Annotated in this window: 17 protein-coding genes; 6 read left to right on the top strand and 11 right to left on the bottom strand. The window is 68.1% G+C overall.

The features are described from left to right. Positions 1-8 precede the first annotated feature (8 nt). Positions 9-689, top strand: coding sequence for an LON peptidase substrate-binding domain-containing protein (locus tag JNUCC0626_RS43330; protein ID WP_394616426.1), 681 nt, complete (start codon positions 9-11; stop codon positions 687-689). Here JNUCC0626_RS43330 and JNUCC0626_RS43325 read toward each other — a convergent pair. Further along, the gene (locus JNUCC0626_RS43325) at positions 686-1,423 is read right to left on the bottom strand and encodes an alpha/beta fold hydrolase (RefSeq protein ID WP_394616425.1); all 738 of its coding nucleotides are present in this window, start codon (positions 1,421-1,423) and stop codon (positions 686-688) included. The two genes, JNUCC0626_RS43330 and JNUCC0626_RS43325, sit on opposite strands and share 4 nt — an antisense overlap. A gap of 286 nt (positions 1,424-1,709) precedes the next feature. Here JNUCC0626_RS43325 and JNUCC0626_RS43320 point away from each other — a divergent pair, with 286 nt between their 5' ends. Then, the gene (locus JNUCC0626_RS43320) at positions 1,710-2,954 is read left to right on the top strand and encodes an MFS transporter (protein WP_394616424.1); all 1,245 of its coding nucleotides are present in this window, start codon (positions 1,710-1,712) and stop codon (positions 2,952-2,954) included. Next, positions 2,951-3,673 (top strand): putative hydro-lyase, encoded by a 723-nt coding sequence (locus JNUCC0626_RS43315; protein WP_394616423.1) that lies wholly within the window; start codon positions 2,951-2,953, stop codon positions 3,671-3,673. Before JNUCC0626_RS43320 ends, JNUCC0626_RS43315 begins: the two co-directional genes overlap by 4 nt. A gap of 27 nt (positions 3,674-3,700) precedes the next feature. Here the strand turns inward: JNUCC0626_RS43315 and JNUCC0626_RS43310 are convergent, their stop codons facing one another. The 4 genes from JNUCC0626_RS43310 to bioD all read right to left on the bottom strand — a co-directional run bounded on the left by JNUCC0626_RS43310 (position 3,701) and on the right by bioD (position 6,311). Further along, a complete protein-coding gene (locus JNUCC0626_RS43310) occupies positions 3,701-4,294 on the bottom strand; it encodes a DUF2567 domain-containing protein (RefSeq protein ID WP_394616422.1) in 594 nt (197 codons plus the stop codon). Between the two features lie 13 nt (positions 4,295-4,307). Continuing rightward, positions 4,308-4,505, bottom strand: coding sequence for a hypothetical protein (locus JNUCC0626_RS43305; protein WP_394616421.1), 198 nt, complete (start codon positions 4,503-4,505; stop codon positions 4,308-4,310). Beyond that, positions 4,505-5,521, bottom strand: a complete 1,017-nt coding sequence (gene bioB, locus JNUCC0626_RS43300; RefSeq protein ID WP_394616420.1) for a biotin synthase BioB — start codon at positions 5,519-5,521, stop codon at positions 4,505-4,507. Before bioB ends, JNUCC0626_RS43305 begins: the two co-directional genes overlap by 1 nt. Positions 5,522-5,591: 70 nt before the next feature. After that, positions 5,592-6,311: a dethiobiotin synthase gene (bioD, locus tag JNUCC0626_RS43295; RefSeq protein WP_394616419.1), complete on the bottom strand. Its 720-nt coding sequence runs from the start codon at positions 6,309-6,311 to the stop codon at positions 5,592-5,594. Between the two features lie 36 nt (positions 6,312-6,347). Here bioD and JNUCC0626_RS43290 point away from each other — a divergent pair, with 36 nt between their 5' ends. Next, positions 6,348-6,590: a glutaredoxin family protein gene (locus JNUCC0626_RS43290; protein WP_285638933.1), complete on the top strand. Its 243-nt coding sequence runs from the start codon at positions 6,348-6,350 to the stop codon at positions 6,588-6,590. Here the strand turns inward: JNUCC0626_RS43290 and JNUCC0626_RS43285 are convergent. From JNUCC0626_RS43285 to JNUCC0626_RS43265, 5 genes are all read right to left on the bottom strand, one after another. Continuing rightward, entirely contained in the window at positions 6,563-7,765 is a 1,203-nt protein-coding gene (locus tag JNUCC0626_RS43285; RefSeq protein ID WP_394622231.1) for an adenosylmethionine--8-amino-7-oxononanoate transaminase, read from the bottom strand. The two genes, JNUCC0626_RS43290 and JNUCC0626_RS43285, sit on opposite strands and share 28 nt — an antisense overlap. Before the next feature lie 64 nt (positions 7,766-7,829). After that, positions 7,830-9,035 carry a cytochrome P450 family protein gene (locus JNUCC0626_RS43280; protein ID WP_394616418.1) on the bottom strand — a complete coding sequence of 402 codons (1,206 nt, stop codon included), beginning with the start codon at positions 9,033-9,035 and terminating at the stop codon, positions 7,830-7,832. Between the two features lie 36 nt (positions 9,036-9,071). Continuing rightward, complete coding sequence (locus JNUCC0626_RS43275; protein WP_394616417.1) at positions 9,072-9,476, bottom strand: VOC family protein; 405 nt, start codon at positions 9,474-9,476, stop codon at positions 9,072-9,074. 1 nt (position 9,477) lies between these two features. Then, positions 9,478-10,131, bottom strand: coding sequence for an SDR family oxidoreductase (locus tag JNUCC0626_RS43270; protein ID WP_394616416.1), 654 nt, complete (start codon positions 10,129-10,131; stop codon positions 9,478-9,480). Further along, positions 10,128-10,973, bottom strand: a complete 846-nt coding sequence (locus tag JNUCC0626_RS43265) for a DUF427 domain-containing protein (protein ID WP_394616415.1) — start codon at positions 10,971-10,973, stop codon at positions 10,128-10,130. Before JNUCC0626_RS43265 ends, JNUCC0626_RS43270 begins: the two co-directional genes overlap by 4 nt. Before the next feature lie 84 nt (positions 10,974-11,057). Between JNUCC0626_RS43265 and JNUCC0626_RS43260 the strand changes: the two genes are divergently transcribed. Both JNUCC0626_RS43260 and JNUCC0626_RS43255 read left to right on the top strand, forming a co-directional pair. Next, a complete protein-coding gene (locus JNUCC0626_RS43260) occupies positions 11,058-11,546 on the top strand; it encodes a CGNR zinc finger domain-containing protein (RefSeq protein ID WP_394616414.1) in 489 nt (162 codons plus the stop codon). Then, positions 11,546-13,144 (top strand): MOSC domain-containing protein, encoded by a 1,599-nt coding sequence (locus tag JNUCC0626_RS43255; RefSeq protein ID WP_394616413.1) that lies wholly within the window; start codon positions 11,546-11,548, stop codon positions 13,142-13,144. Before JNUCC0626_RS43260 ends, JNUCC0626_RS43255 begins: the two co-directional genes overlap by 1 nt. Here the strand turns inward: JNUCC0626_RS43255 and dnaE are convergent. Beyond that, positions 13,141-16,653, bottom strand: a complete 3,513-nt coding sequence (gene dnaE, locus JNUCC0626_RS43250) for a DNA polymerase III subunit alpha (protein ID WP_394622230.1) — start codon at positions 16,651-16,653, stop codon at positions 13,141-13,143. The genes JNUCC0626_RS43255 and dnaE overlap by 4 nt on opposite strands. Positions 16,654-16,767 lie beyond the last annotated feature (114 nt).

Genomic DNA, 16,767 nt, shown 5'->3' with positions numbered 1-16,767 from the left:
TTGCACGCGTGGCAGAGACGCTTCCGTTGTTCCCCCTGGGCACCGTGCTGCTGCCCGGCGCGTCCTTGCCGTTGCACATCTTCGAACCCCGCTACCGGCAGCTCGTCGTGGACCTGATGACGGGCACGCTGTTCGGGCGCACGTTCGGTGTCGTGTGCATCAAGGAGGGCTGGGAGGTGGGCGCCGACAACGTCCGCTCCCTGAAGGACATCGGCTGCTCGGCCGACCTGCTCGACGCCCGGCCGTTGCCCGAGGGTCGCTTCGACATCGTGACGCGCGGGGTGCGCCGGTTCCGGCTGCTCGACGTGGACACGACCACCGCGCCGTACCTGCTGGCGCACGTGGACTACCTCGACGACGCGGCCGTGCCCGAGGCGGCCTTGGAGGTCGTGCCGCTGTTGGAGCGCGGGGCTCGGGCGGCGCATGAGCGGTACTGCGGGGCGGCCTGGCATCAGGAGGACTGGTCGGCGCCTTCGGACGACGTGTCTTTGGGGGCGCTGTCGTATTTGCTGGCGGCGGATTGTTTGTTGCCGGTCGAGGATCGGCAACGGCTGCTGGAGGAACGGTCGCCTGCTCGGCGGTTGCGGCTGGTGCGCAAGATGTTGCATCGGGAGACCGGGATTCTCAGCGCTTTGAAGGCGGTTCCGGTGCCGTTGACGGAGTTCGGGCACGTGCCGAGTCCGAACTAGTCGTGCAGAAAGCTCTCGAACGCCGGCAACACGTGGTGCGGGTAGGCGCTCGGCGAGAGGTGATGGGCTTCCTCCACGAGCACTTTCTCGGCGTGCGGCAGCAGGTCTGCCAGCAGGTACAGGCCTTCGGTCAGGTAGTCCGGGGACTTCGCGCCGCCCACGAGCACCACCTCCTGCCTGAGCGCCCTGAAACGCCCTGGGTTCTCACTCGCCTCGCGGGCCAGCCGAAGGTCCTGGCTCAGGCTCGGCAGGATCTCGGCCATTTCCTGCTTCTCCTCGTCGTCGCTCCTGCGCAGCATCGCGGTGAAGAGGACGCGCGGGATCCGGCGAATCACCCGCGGGCCTATCTCCAGGCCCTTGATGAGGGTGACCGCAGCGTCTTCCGTCCTGCCTTCGGTGATTTCCCTTTCGAAGCGGGCGATGACCTTGGCCTTGCGCTGATGGGCGCCGATCGGGGGTTCGTAGGCGATCACCCTGGTGACATCCGGTGTGCGCAGGGCGGTTTCGAGGGCGATCAACGCTCCGGTGCTCACGCCCAGCAGGCGTCTGGCGCCGGTCGCGGCCAACACGGCCTTGACGTCCTCGACCTCGGTTCTCAGGCCGTGACCCGGTCTGACCGGACCGCTGTCGCCCCGGCCTCTGCGGTCGAGGACGTGGACGGTGTGGTGCTCCCCCAGGGCGTTGGCGAGCTTCTCGAACTCGCTCGCACGCTCCATCGGGCCCGGGATGATCACGAGCGGCTCGCCGGCGCCCGTGGTGGTGTGGTTGATCGTGGTGCCGTCGGCTGAGGTGACGATGGCGGTCCTCCTCGCTGGTCGTTGCCCACTGAACGCCTGATTCGCGCGGTTTGTTGAGCCGCGCCCCAGCCCGTTGAGCCGCACCCGTGGACGCCAAGAAGCCGAGCAGTAGGGCGCCGATCGTTGGATCGTTGGATTGTGGCCTTGTGGGATTGTTGAACAATCCTTACCCTGAGGTCCACATCACACTCGACCACTCCTCCACCACGCTGCGAGGTGTCCCATGAGCACGTCCACGACCGAGGAAACAGGCCGTTTCGCCTGGTTCCGCAGTCTCGGCCAGAAGGGCAAGCGCGCGTTCATCGGCGCGTTCGGCGGCTACGGGCTGGACTCGTACGACTACTGGGTCCTGCCGTTGAGCCTGGTCGCCATCACCGGCTACTTCGGTCTCACCAAGGCCGAGGCCGGTCTGCTGGGCACGAGCACGCTGCTCATGAGCGCCATCGGTGGCGCGGTGGCGGGCATCATGGCCGACCGGTTCGGCCGTTCCAAGACGCTGGTCATCACGGTGGCGGCGTACGCGTTCTTCACGGTGTTGTGCGGGTTCGCGACCAACTACGAGACGTTGCTGGTGTTCCGGGCGTTGCAGGGGCTCGGGTTCGGTGGCGAGTGGGCGGCCGGGGCGATCCTCGTGGCCGAGTACTGCAAGCCGAAGTACCGCGGGCGCACGGTGGCGTTCATCCAGAGCGCCTGGGCGGTCGGCTGGGGGCTCGCGGTCGTCATCAACACGATCGTCGCGTCGGTGGCCGATCCGGCGATCAGCTGGCGGATCATGTTCTGGACCGGTGCGCTGCCCGCGATCCTCATCTTCTACGTGCGCCGCAACGTCGAGGACGCTCCGGAGACCCAGGCTCAGCCCAAGCAGCGCGGCACGTTCGCGAAGATCTTCCAGGGGCCGATCCTCAAGACCACGCTGTTCGCCTCGCTGCTCGCCACCGGTGTGCAGGGCGGCTACTACACGCTCGCCCTGTGGTTGCCGGCGTTCCTGCAGACCGGGCGCGGCCTCACGATCATCGGCACGGGCGCGTACCTGGCGTTCCTGATCACGGGCGCGTGGATCGGGTACGTGTGCGGCGGCTACCTCACGGATTACCTGGGGCGCAAGAAGACCTTCACGCTCTTCGCGATCGCCAGCGCGTTGCTGATCGTCGCGTACACGCAGATTCCCAACGGCGCCAACACGTTGGTCATGTTCCTCGGGTTCCCGCTCGGGTTCTGCATGTCCGCGATCTTCAGCGGGTTCGGGAGTTACCTGAGCGAGCTCTACCCGACCCACCTGCGGGGAACGGGGCAGGGCTTCACGTACAACCTCGGGCGCGCGTTCGGCGCGGTGTTCCCCGGGCTCGTCGGATTCATGGCCGACAAGATGGGCATCGGTGGCGCGATGCTGTTCGGGGCGGCCGCGTACGGCATCGGTGTCGTCGCCCTCATCTGGTTGCCGGAGACCGTCAACAAGGAGCTCGAATGACGACCGCGGGACAGGCGCCGGGGCAGGCGCAGGCCAACCTGATCGCGATTCCGCGGGACTGGGCCTACGACTTCCTCCTCTTCACCCACCGCAACCCCAAGCCGTGCCCGGTGCTCGACGTGCTGGACGCCGGCGAGACGGTCAGCGCGCTCAAGCAGGACGCCGACGTCCGCACGCACGCGCCGCGCTACCGGATCTGGGAGAACGGTGAGCTGGTGGCGGAACCAGAGGACGCCACGCCGTTCTGGCGCGACGACCTGGTGACGTTCCTGATCGGGTGCAGCTTCACGTTCGAGACGGCGCTGACGAACGCCGGTGTCCCGTTGCGGCACGTCGAGCAGAAGCGCAACGTCTCGATGTTCGTCACGGACATCCAGTGCCGGCCCGCGGGACGGCTGCACGGCCCGATGGTCGTGTCGATGCGCTGGATTCCGGAGTCGCTCGTCGACATCGCGCACAAGGTCACCGCGCTCATGCCGTCGGTGCACGGGGCTCCGGTCGGCGCTGGAGACCCCAGGATGCTCGGCATCGACGACGTCCACACGCCGGACTTCGGGGATGCGGTCGAGCCGGAACCCGGTGACGTGCCGGTGTTCTGGGCCTGCGGGGTCACTCCGCAGGCGGTGCTGATGAAGTCCAAGCCGCCGTTCGCGATCACGCACGCGCCCGGTCAGATGTTCGTCACCGACATGCCGGACTTCGCCTACCGAGTGGGATAGGCAGTCAAGCGGACGACGTCTCGGAGCTCACCCGAGGCGTCGTCCCAAGTCGTCCAGGCCGTTCCAGGCCGCACAACACCCGTACGCCAGCGCGGCGCCCAGAGGCCACGCCAGGATCCCCCACCACGTCTCCAAAGTCGGCGCGATGAGCAACGTGTCGTTGGCCTTGATCGACGCGGGCAGCGGGTACGCGCCGGCGGCGAGCGACGTGCCCAGGAACTGCATGAACCACCCGGCACCGAACGCGCCGACGGTCATCCCGAGCATCGCGACCGGACCGCGTCGCTGCCGCAGCAGCCACGTGGCGATCCCGGTGATCACACCGGCGCCGAGGCCGATCATCACGAACACCATCAGCGCGTCGAGCCGGTGGTAGCTCTCCAGCCCGATCGGGTAGAACTTGCCGTCCTGCGCCGAGACGATCTTGAGCTGCGCCGGCGCCAGCCACGACCACAGGTACGCGGCGGGCAGCCCGAACGCGAACGTCGTGAGCGCCACGACCACGCCCGGCAGCAGGTCCCGCTTCACCACCACCTTCGGCCGTGGCCGGAGGTAGTAGTGGTAGACGTACGGCGGCTCCGGCACGGGTTCGATGCGCACCGGCGCTGCTTTCTCGTCCATTCGCGAGAGGTTACTACCGCGACGAAACGGTCTCTCCATGACGGCTGCACCGCGCCGTCCACCCATCGGGCGTCACCTGAACGACCATGCGGCGCGCGCACTCCGCGCAGTACCGCGGCGGGTCGATCAGGGACAGCCGCTGACGGCAGAACGCGTGGTCGCCGTCAGCTTCCTCTTTGCCGCAGAAAGAGCAGTACACGAGAGCAATCATCACAGAGTCTGGCTCAGCGCCTTGATGGGCATGGACAGCTCCGTGAGCATGTCGAGGTCCTGCTGCGCCGGACGACCGAGGTTCGTCAGGTAGTTGCCGACGATGATCGCGTTGATGCCGCCGAGCATGCCCTGCTTCGCGCCCAGGTCGCCGAACGTCAGCTCACGACCGCCCGCGAACCGCAGGATCGTGCGCGGCAGGGCGAGCCGGAACGCGCCGACCGTGCGCAACGCCTCGGCGCCCTCGACGACCGGGTAGTTCTCGTACGGCGTGCCGGGGTTCGGGATGAGGAAGTTGAGCGGCACCTCGTCCGGCTCCAGCTCCGCGAGCTGCACCGCGAACTCCGCGCGCTGCGCCAGCGTCTCCCCCATGCCGATGATGCCGCCGCAGCAGACCTCCATGCCGGCGTCGCGGATCATCCGCAGCGTGTCCCAGCGCTCCTCCCAGGAGTGCGTGGTCACGACCTCCGGGAAGTGCGAGCGGGCCGTCTCGAGGTTGTGGTTGTAGCGGTGCACGCCCATCGCCACGAGCTCGTCGACCTGCTCCTGCGTGAGCATGCCCAGCGAGCAGGCGATCTGGATGTCGTTGCCGTCCGCGCGGATGGCCTTGATGCCGTCGCGCACCTGCGAGAGCAGCCGCTTGTCCGGGCCGCGCACGGCCGCGACGATGCAGAACTCGGTCGCACCGGTGTCGCGGGTCTGCCGGGCCGCGCGGACCAGGCCCGGGATGTCGAGCCACGCCGACCGCACGGGCGACGGGAACTGGCCCGACTGCGAGCAGAAGTGGCAGTCCTCGGGGCATCCGCCGGTCTTGAGCGACACGATGCCCTCGACCTCGACCTCGGGGCCGCACCAGCGTTCGCGGACCTCGTGCGCGAGGGCCAGGAGCTCGGGGATCCGGTCCTCAGGTAGTTCGAGGACCTTGAGGACCTGCTCCTCCGACAGTCCGACACCTCGTTCGAGCACCTGCTCACGAGCCTCGTCGAGCACGTCGATCTGTTCCGGAGCTGCGGTCACGGTCTCTCCTCCTCCTGTGGCCTGGCGTGCACTATGCCGCACTGAATCCTTCATCGTGGAGCGACGTAGGTCACTGGACCGCGAACTGAGCCGCGAACGTGTCCGGGTCGAACGCCCCGCCGAACCACGGTGAAAACGATCTCTTGGCGACGCCTAGGAAATCCACAGAACCGAGCTTCGTCACACCCTGGGGCAGCGCGCCGAGCAACGGCGCGCCCGCCGCCTCGGGCAGATCGGCCAGGTTGGTGAGCGACGCGAGGTCCGGGTGCAGCGGCCAGCTGCCGACCACCACGCCGATCGCCTCGAGCCCACGCCGTTGCAACGCCTCGGCCGTCAGAGCGGTCGTGTTCAACGTGCCGAGCCCCGCCTGCGCCACGATCAGGACCGGCGCGTTCACCGCCCACGCGATGTCGGCCAGGGTCGAGCCGCCCTCGTCGAACCGCACGAGCAGCCCGCCCGCGCCCTCGACGAGCACCAGGTCGTGGGTCTCGTCGAGCTCCGTCACGGCCGCGGCGACGTCCTTCGGGTGCACGGTCGCCATGCCCGCGCGTCTGGCCGCGGTGGCCGGAGCCAACGGGTCGGGGTATCTCGCCAGCTCACGGGTCGTCACGTCGCCCGCGAGCCGCGCCACCTCCGCCACGTCGCCCGGCTCGCCGGGCAGCAGGCCGGTCTGCGCGGGCTTCAGCACCGCGACCCGTCTGCCTTCTGCCCTGGCCAAAGCCGCGATGCCCGCGGTCACGGCGGTCTTGCCGACCTCGGTCCCGGTTCCGGTGATCACCAGCACGCTCACAGGGCCCCACCCTAGAACGTCACCTACCGTGAGGGCATGACCGACGAACCGATCGTGATGTACGGCGCCGAATGGTGTGGCGACTGCCGCCGGGCCAAGTCGTGGCTGACCCGCAACAACGTGCCGTTCACCTACGTCGACGTCGAGCACGACGACGCCGCGCGCGACAAGGCGATCGAGATCTCCGGCCGCAAGCAGATCCCCGTCGTGGTGCTGCCGAACGGCGAGTTCATGGTCGAGCCGACCGACACTCAGCTCGCCGCCGCGATCACGCCCTGACAGATCGCCGCGATGTCGTCGTCCGTGCTGATGAACGGCGGCATCGTGTAGATCAGGTCGCGGAACGGCCGCAGCCACACTCCAGCGTCCACAGCGGCCTTCGTCGCCCGTGCCATGTCCACGGGCTCATGCAGCTGCACGACACCGATAGCGCCCAGCACGCGCACGTCTTTCACGGACGGCAACACGCGTGCGGGCGCTAGTCCGCGCTGGAGACCGGCCTCGATGCGCGAGACCTCGCGCTTCCAGTCCTGCGACAGCAGCAGGTCGATCGACGCCAGCGACACCGCGGACGCCAGCGGGTTGCCCATGAACGTCGGCCCGTGCGCGAGCACCGGCACCTCGCCCTTGCTGATCCCGTCCGCCACCCGGGACGTGCACAACGTAGCGGCCATGGTCATATAACCGCCGGTCAGCGACTTGCCGAGGCACATGACGTCCGGGCTGACGTTCGCGTGGTCGGCGGCGAACAGCTCCCCGGTGCGCCCGAAGCCCGTGGCGATCTCGTCGAACACCAACAGCACGTCGTGTGTGTACGCGAGCTCACGCAGCACGTGCAGGTAGCGCGGGTCGTGGAACCTCATGCCCCCGGCACCCTGCACGACCGGCTCCACGATGATCGCGGCCAGTTCATGAGCGTGTTCTTCGATGAGATCGGCGAGGTGCTGGACGTACGCGGTGTCCATCTCGGCCGGCGGTTCGTCGGCGAACACCTGCTGCGGCAGGATTCCACTCCACAGCGAATGCATCCCGCCATCGGGATCGCACACGGACATCGGGGTGAACGTGTCGCCGTGGTAGCCGCCGCGCCACGTCAGCAGCCGGCGCTTCTCCGGCCGGTTCTGCGAACGCCAGTACTGGAGGCACATCTTCACGGCGACCTCGACCGACACCGAGCCCGAGTCGCACAGGAACACGTGCTGGAGCTCCGAGGGGGTGATCTCCACGAGCTTCTCGCACAACCTGATGGCGGGCTCGTGCGTGAGGCCGCCGAACATCACGTGGCTCATCCGGCCGAGCTGCGCCGTGACGGCCGCGTCCAGCACCGGGTGGCGGTAGCCGTGGATGGCCGCCCACCACGACGACATGCCGTCGACCAGTTCGCGGCCGTCCGCGAGGGTCAGCCGGACACCCGAGGCCTCCGCGACGAGCAGCGGTTCCTGGGTGCCCGGCATCGGGCCGTACGGGTGCCAGACGTGCGCCTGGTCGAGCTTCAGCAGGTCGTCCACGCGCCCGACATTAGGCGAGGCGCACCGGCAGGGTGTGCAGGCCGCGGATCAGCGTGCTGTCCCGCCACCCCAGCGTCTCCGGCTCGGCCGCGAGCGTCAGGTTCGGGAACCGCGCCAGCAACTGCGTCAACGCCACGTCGAACTCCAGCCGGGCCAGCGGCGCGCCGAGGCAGAAGTGGATGCCGTGCCCGAACGCCACGTGGCCCTGCGCGGACCGCGTCACGTCGAGCTGGTCGGCGTTCTCGTAGCGCTGCGGGTCGCGGTTCGCGGCGATCAGCGACACCATGAGGATCTCGTCGGCGGGCACGGTGACGCCGCCGAGTTCGACGGATTCCTTGGTGTAGCGGAAGGTCGCGACGTTGATCGGCCCTTCCAGCCGCAGGAACTCCTCGGTGCTCGCCGGGATCAGCTCCGGGCGGTCCTTGAGGATCTGCAGCTGTTCCGGGTCCTTCAGCAACGCGAACACGGCGTTGCCGATGAGGTTCACCGTCGTCTCGTGGCCCGCCACGAGCAGCAGGAACGCCATCGAGATCAGCTCTTCGGTGTTCAACTGGTCACCGGAGTCGTCCGCGTGCACGAGGGCGGAGAAGAACGTGTCGTTCGGCTCGGCCTCGGCGATCGCCGTGACGTGCTGGAACAGGAAGCCCGCCATCGCGGCCGCCGCGGCCTGGACCTGCTCGGGCGTGCCGAACGAAAGCAGCTGGTTGGACCACTCGCGGAAGTCGTCGCGGTTGTCGATCGGGATCCCGAGCAGCTCACAGATCACCGTGATGGGCAGCGGGAACGCGAACACCTCCAGCAGGTCGACCTCGTCGCCGTCGTTCAGCTTCGCGATCAGTTCGGCCGAGATCTCCTCCACGCGCGGGCGCATCAGCTCGACGCGGCGGGCGGTGAAGGCCTTGGTCACGAGCTTGCGCAGGCGGGTGTGGTGGGGCGGGTCCAGGTTGAGCATGTGGACGGCGAGCGTGGGCTCGACCTCGCGGCGCACGTGCGCCTGGGTGGCGTGCTTGGCCATCAGGTGGCCACCGGTCTGGATGTCCTTGCTGATCCTGGGATCGGTGAGGGCGGTCTTCGCCTCGTCGTAGCGGGTGACGAGCCAGGCCTTGAGACCGTGCGGCAGGATGACTTCCCGCACCGGTCCCTCGGCGCGCAACAGGTCGTGCACCTCGTGCGGGTTCTGGACGTAGTCGGCGGGCAACCGGGTGAGTGTCGTCACCTCACCCAGTTAACCCCGTTTACTCGACCCTCGCCACTATTTCGCGAGCGCGCCTCGTTCCTGGACCGTCCACAGGTTGCCGTCGAGGTCGGTGAAGTCGAAGAAGCTCGCGTAGTTGCGTCGTGCGGGGTCGACGCCGGGCACGTACCCGCCCTGCCAGTCGGGCATGCCCGCCTTGTGCCGCAACGGTCCCACGGTCACGCCGCGACCTGCCATCTCTCGGTGCGCGGCCTCGATGTCACTCACCACGAGGTAGTTCCCGAGACCCGTGCCGAACTGGATGGAACACCCCGAACCGGGCGGGGTGAGTTGCACGACGCGGAATTGGTCATTCGGCCGATAGTCGACGTCCAACTCGAATCCGGCCATTTTCGTGTAGAAGGTGATCGCTTTGTCCACGTCGGCGACGGGGATGGTCACGACCTCGATCCGGTAGTCCATCTCAGACCAGCACCTCTCCACCGTCGACACCGAGCGAGACACCGGTCATGAACTTGTTGGTGAGCGCGAAGAACACGGCGTCGGCGATCTCGTCGGCCTGCCCGACGCGACCGGCCGGGCTGGTGGCTTCGCGGGCCGCGAACAACACCGCCTTTTGCGCACCGAGACCGTCGTACGCGCCGGTGTCGATCGTGCCGGGCGAGATCGCGTTGACGCGGATGGGCGCGAGTTCGACCGCGAGACTTCGGGTGATGGCGTCCACGGCGGCGTTGGTGGCGCCGACGGCGAGCATGCCCGGCATGACCTTGCGGGCGGAGGCGCCGGAGAAGAGGACGAACGACCCGGTGGCGGGCATGCGCGGGGCGAAGTGCCTGGCCAGCAGGATCGGGCCGATGACCTTGACGTCGAACGACGTCCGCACGGCGTCGCGGTCGAGGTCGGCGACGGTGCCGCGGGCCCTCGCCGAGGCGGTCGACACGACGTGGTCGACGGCGCCGATCCGCTCGGCGAGGGCCGCGACGCTGCTCTCGTCGGTCAGGTCGACGTGCTCGTCCTGGTTGCGCCCGGCCTGCACGACGGTGCCGCCGGCCTCCCGCACCTTCGCGGCCACCGCGCCGGCGATGCCGCTGTCGCGTCCGATGACCAGTACCTTCATCGCAGTCCCTCGATCTCTTCCGGGGTGAGGCCGCGGTCGATGCCGTGCGGCACAACGGTTTGCCCTGGTTCCAGGGTCAGCTTGCGGTCGTCGAGCCACACGTCGACGACGTCGGGTTCGAACGAGACCCAGTTCGAGATCGGGGCCACCTCGGCCCACGCGTCCGGGTACGACCAGGCGGCGCGCTTGCGGTCACCGATGTCGTAGTAGCTCGCCAAACCCTTGTAGGGGCAGAAGGTTTCGCCTTCGACGTGCTGCAACGCGTCCGCGTCGATGTCGTCGCGCGGCACGTACCAGCGCGTGGCGAAGCCCGATTCGTACAACGCCAGCGGCCTCTTCGTGTCCGCGACGACCCGGTCGCCGTCACGCACGACGAGGTGCCGCGAGGTCTGGCGGATGTCGATGCGGTGGTACGGGTCGGCCGCGTGCCCGACGATCCGTTCGTCCTCCTCGTAGAACGCTTCCATTGCGCGCCAGGCGAAAGCAACGCGGTCCCGCAGGACCTCGGCGTGCTCGGGCAGGTCGACGTGCTGCCACGCCGCGTGCTTCGCCGTCCCCACCGCGAACCACTTGGTGGCGCCGAAGTCGCGGTGGTTCGTCGTGCGTGTCTCTTCTTCGAGGCCCGTCACGTCATCGCGCGGGAAGTACGCGACCGGGTAACGGCCGGGTTCGTGCAGCAGCACGACGTCCTCGCTGTCGGCGACCCACTCCCCCGCGTGCTTGACGCGCATCCGGCGACGCAGCGGTTCGGCCCACAACAGCCGCTCCGGCAACGGTTCCGGCGTGAGGAACCGCCCCACGGCCTTCGCCCCCAACGGCCCTTGCTGCCACGACAGACCCATGACCATCTCCTAACCTTTTAAATGACGGTTGATAGTTAGACAGGTCGTCCTATAACCTGTCAAGGGTCACTTTGGAGGTTAGGGATGGACGAGGTCCTGCTGCTCGACCTGCTGAACACCACACCCGTGCTGGACGACGGGCAGCACGACCTGCTCGCGGAGGACGGCCCCGGCTGGCTGACGGCGCACGACCAGCCGTCGTCGAAGGACGAGCTGCGCGCTCTCGTGTCCGCACGGGACGCGTTGCAGGCGGTGGTCCGCGGCACCGAGGGAACGGCCGCGCTGGCGCCGTTCGTCGAGGGCGTGCGGCAACGGGCGGGCGTCGACCCGTCCGGTCTCGTGTGGCAGCTCGACCTGCCCGAGGGACGAACGACGGCCGCTCGAGCCGTGCTCGCCTGGGACGCGTTGCGGGTGTCCAGTCCCGGACGGCTGCGGCCGTGCGCGAACCCCGACTGCCGCCTCTTCCTGATCGACCACAGCAAGCCGAACTCCGCCCGCTGGTGCTCGATGGCGGTGTGCGGCAACAGGATGAAGGCCCGCCGCCACTACCAGCGCACGCGAGGAGAACGCTGATGGCCCGTCTGCTGTCGTTGAACGTCGGCCTGCCCGAGGACGTCTCCTGGCACGACAAGACCGTCCACACCGGAATCTTCAAGCAGCCGGTCGACGGGCCGCGGATGGTCCGCAGGCTCAACGTCGACGGCGACGGCCAGGGCGACCTCGGCGGGCACGGCGGCGAGAACCGCGCGGTGCTCGTCTACCAGCGGGAGTCCTACGAGCACTGGAAGTCCGAGCTGGGCCGGACGTTCGAGTACGGCCAGTTCGGCGAGAACTTCACCGTCGACGGCCTGGCCGACACCGAGGTGCACGTGGGCGACCGGTTCCGCATCGGCGGCGCCGAGTTCGAGGTCACCCAGCCGCGCGTCACCTGCTACCGCGTCGGCATGCGGCTGGACGAGCCGCGCATGCCGTCGTTGATGGTCGCGCACGGTCGTCCCGGCTTCTACCTGCGGGTGATCACCGAGGGCGAGGTGCAGGCGGGCGACGAGATCGTGCGCACCCGCGTCGGGCGGCACGCGCTGAGCGTCGCGGCGATCGACGCGTTGCTGTACCTGCCGGGCAAGGACCGCGAGACCCTGCTCAAGGCCGTCGACATCCCTGCTTTGAGCCCCGGCTGGCAGGGCTCGTTCCGCGACCTGCTGACGCCGCCGGAACCGGAACCCGTTGGCTGGGCCGGGTTTCGGTCGTTGCGGGTCGAGGCTGTCGTGCCGGAGAGCCCGTCCATCACGTCGTTCCACCTCGCCGGTGACGACCTGCCGCGCGCGTTGCCCGGCCAGTACCTGACGGTGCGGGTACCTGGTGGGGTGCGGAGCTATTCGCTCTCGTCGGACTCGTACCGGATCAGCGTCAAACGCGACGGCGTGGTCAGCAGTTGGTTGCACGACAACGTGAAACCCGGTGACGTGCTGGACGTGGCGGCGCCGCGCGGGGAGTTCGTGCTGGAGCCCGGCGACGAACCGGTCGTGCTGCTGTCGGCGGGGGTCGGGGTCACGCCGGTGCTGGCGATGCTGCACGCGCTCAAGGGGACGGACCGCGAGGTGTGGTGGGTGCACATGACTCGGGCAGCGGACCACGCCTTCGCCGCCGAGGTGCGGGAACTCGGGCCGACGCGGACGGTCGTCCGGTTCTCGGAAGAAGGTCGGCTGACGCAACGCGATCTGGTCGGCCTGCCCACCACGGCGAGCGCGTACCTGTGCGGCCCCAACGCTTTCATGGACGACATGCGCGAGGCCCTCGTCGGTCTCGGCTTCGCCCCGGCACGCATCCACTCTGAACTGTTCGGCGCGCGCACCGCCGTCAATCCCGGCCTGACTGACGTCAAGACCGTTACGCCGCACCAACCTTCACGCGCAGGCACCGGTCCGAAGATCACGTTCGCCCGCAGCGGCCTCACGGCGGCGGCCCGCGACGACGAGTCGATCCTCGACCTCGCCGAGGCGTGCGACGTCCCGACCCGCTGGTCGTGCCGCACCGGCGTCTGCCACACGTGCGTGACCCCGGTGCTGTCCGGCACGGTCACGAACGACCCGGAACCGTTGGAAGCACCGGCCTCCGGCCACGCGCTGATCTGCTGCGCGCGCCCGGAGACCGACCTGGTCCTCGATCTCTAGCGGTGGATCGTGATGCCTCGGATCGTCTTGAGGTCACCGAAGAGCGACGGCGTCGTGCTGACCCGGAAGTTGTCCACCACCAGCATCTGCTTCGACTTGTCGCGCTTCTGCACCTCCAGGTGCACGGCGACCTGCCCCTCGTGCGACTTGAACACCATCTTGAGCTCTTCGATCAGCTCGGGCGTCAACGTCTTGGTGTGCAGGCCGAGGACGAGGGGCGGGTCGGCGCCGGGGTTCGCCTCCGCGTCGCTGATGTCGAGCGGCACGACCCCGTCACCGAAGATCGCCATCTTGTCCTCGCGCCAGTTCACCCGGCCCTTGACGCAGACGGCGGAGTCGAGTTCGAGGTCGTCGCGCAGCACCTCGTACGACTTCGGGAAGAACAGCACCTCGATGGACGCGTCCAGGTCCTCGATGACCGTGATCGCCCACGGCAGGCCGTTCTTGTTCACCCGGCGCTCGATCGACGAGATCATGCCCGAGACGATCAGTTCGCCTTCCTTGGGCGGGTCGTCGAGCACGACGGCGATCGGGCGCGGCGCGAACTTGCGCAGGATCCGCTCGGCACCGTCGAGGGGGTGCGAGGAGACGTAGAGGCCCAGCATCTCCTTCTCGAGGCTGAGCATCTGCTTGCGCGGGTACTCCTCGGTGCCGAACTTGAGGTGCGCCAACGGGGACGTGCTGTCGTCCTGGTCGTCCGCGCTGTCGCCGCCGAAGAGGTCGAACTGGCCTTCGGCTTCCTTGCGCTTGATCGGCACGACCGCGTCGACCGCGTCCTCGTGCACCTGGATCAACGACAGCCTCGGGTTGCCGAACGAGTCGAACGCGCCCGCCTTGATCAGCGACTCGATCACGCGCTTGTTGCAGGCGACCAGTTCGGACTTGTCCATGAAGTCCGTGAAGGACGTGTAGGCGCCCTTCTCCCGGCGGGACTTGATGATCGACTCGACGACGTTCGCGCCGACGTTGCGGATCGCGCCCATGCCGAAGCGGATGTCCGTGCCGACCGCACCGAAGCGCAGCGCCGACTCGTTGACGTCCGGCGGCAGTACCTTGATGCCGAGGCGGCGGCACTCCGCGAGGTAGACCGCGGACTTGTCCTTGTTGTCACCGACGGAGGTGAGCAGCGCGGCCATGTACTCGGCGCGGAAGTTCGCCTTGAGGTACGCGGTCCAGTACGAGATCAGGCCGTACGCGGCGGCGTGCGACTTGTTGAACGCGTAGCCGGCGAACGGGAGGATCGTGTCCCACAGCGCCTGGATCGCCTCGTCGGAGAAGCCGCGCGGGTCGGCCCGCATACCCGCCTGGAAGCCCTCGAACTCCTTCGCGAGGACCTCGGCCTTCTTCTTGCCCATGGCCTTGCGGAGCACGTCCGCGCGCCCCATGGAGTAGCCGGCGACCTCCTGGGCGATGAACATGATCTGCTCTTGGTAGACGATCAGACCGTGCGTCTCGCCGAGGATCTCCTTGAGCGGCTCGGCGAGCTGCGGGTGGATCGGCTTGACTTCCTGACGGCCGTTCTTGCGGTCCGCGTAGTCGTTGTGCGCGTTCACACCCATCGGGCCGGGGCGGTACAGCGCGCCGACCGCGACGATGTCCTCGAACGTCGTCGGCTGCATGCGGCGCAGCAGGTCGCGCATCGGGCCACCGTCCAGCTGGAACACGCCGAGCGTGTCACCGCGGCCGAGCAGCGCGTACGTCTCCGGGTCGTCCATCGGGAGCTTGTCGAAGTCCGGCACCGCGTCCTTGCCGCGGTTCGCCTCGATGTTGTCGACGGCGTCGCCCATGACCGTGAGGTTGCGCAGCCCGAGGAAGTCCATCTTCAGCAGGCCGATGTTCTCGCACGACGGGTAGTCCCAGCCGGTGATGAACGAGCCGTCGTCGCGGTACCAGAGCGGGATGGAGTCGGTGAGCGGGTCCTTCGACATGATGACCGCACACGCGTGCACACCGGCGTTGCGGATCAGGCCCTCGAGCCCGAGCGCGGTGTCGAAGATCTCCTTCACCTGCACGTCGGTCTCGAGCAGCGACCGGACCTCGGCCGCCTCGCCGTAGCGCGGGTGGCTCTTGTTGACGATGCCGTTGAGCGGGATGTCCTTCGCCATGATCGGCGGCGGCAGCGCCTTGGAGATCTTGTCGGCGATCGCGAAGCCCGGCTGACCGTGGTGCACGCGCGCGGAGTCCTTCAGCGCGGCCTTGGTCTTGATGGTGCCGAACGTGATCACCTGGGCGACCTTGTCGGCGCCGTACTTCTCGCTCGCGTACCGGATCATCTCGCCTCGACGACGGTCGTCGAAGTCGATGTCGATGTCGGGCATGGCGGTGCGCTCGGGGTTCAGGAACCGCTCGAACAGCAGGCCGTGCGGGATCGGGTCGATGTTCGTGATGCCCATCGCCCACGACACGGCGGCACCTGCGGCGGAACCACGGCCGGGGCCGACGCGGATGCCGACGCTGCGCGCGTAGTTGATCAGGTCGGCGACGATGAGGAAGTACGCCGGGAAGCCCTTGTCGATGATGACCTGGGCCTCGTAGTCGCAGCGCTTGATGTACTCCTCGGGCACGGACGAGTCGCGGAACCGCCACTCCAGGCCGCGCCGGATCTCCTTGCGGAACCAGGACGCCTGGTCCTCGCCCTCGGGGACCTCGAAGTTCGGGATCCGGTCCTTGATGCTCCAGATGTCGTCGTAGGACTCGACCATCTCCGCGACGAGCAGCGTGTTGTCGCACGCCTCCGGCAGGTCCTTCCAGATCTGCCGCATGTCCTCGGCAGACTTCAGGTAGTAACCGTCGCCGTCGAACTTGAACCTGTTCGGGTCCGTGAGCATCTTGCCGGACTGCACGCAGAGCAACGCCGAGTGCGTGTCCGCCTGGTCCTTGGTGACGTAGTGGCTGTCGTTGGTCGCGAGCGGCGGGATGCCGAGCTTCTTGCTGATCTCCAGCAGGCCCTCGCGGACCCTGGTCTCGATCTCGAGGCCGTGGTCCATCAGCTCGAGGAAGAAGTTCTCCTTGCCGAAGATCTCCTGGTAGTCGGCCGCGGCCTTGAACGCCTCGTCGACCTGCCCGAGCCGCAGCCGGGTCTGGACCTCGCCGGACGGGCAGCCGGTCGTCGCGATGATGCCGCTCGCGTGCTCCGCGACGAGCTCGCGGTCCATGCGGGGCTTGTAGTAGTAGCCGGTCTTGCTGGCCTCGGTGTGCAGCCGGAAGAGGTTCCGCAGGCCGTCCGCGTTGCGCGCCCACATCGTCATGTGGGTGTAGGCACCCGCACCGGAGATGTCGTCGCTGCGCTGGCCCGGGTCGCCCCAGGCGACCGGCTTCTTGTGCAGGCGGTTGTGCGGCGCGAGGTAGGCCTCGATGCCGATGATCGGCTTGATGCCGGTCTTCATCGCCGTTTGGTAGAACTCGTCGGAGCCGTACATGTTGCCGTGGTCGCTCATGCCGACCGCCGTCATGCCGAGCCGGCCCGCCTCCTCGAACAGCGGGGCGACCTTGGCCGCGCCGTCGAGCATCGAGTACTCGGTGTGCACGTGCAGGTGCACAAACGAGTCCGCCACGGGCAACCCCCTTGTGTAGCAAGCGTTTTCGCGCGACCAAGGGACTATCACGTCCTAGCGCCAGCCAAC

Source organism: Lentzea sp. JNUCC 0626 (assembly GCF_043632865.1).
Lineage (GTDB): Bacteria > Actinomycetota > Actinomycetes > Mycobacteriales > Pseudonocardiaceae > Lentzea.
This window is presented reverse-complemented; position numbering and strand designations above follow the sequence as displayed.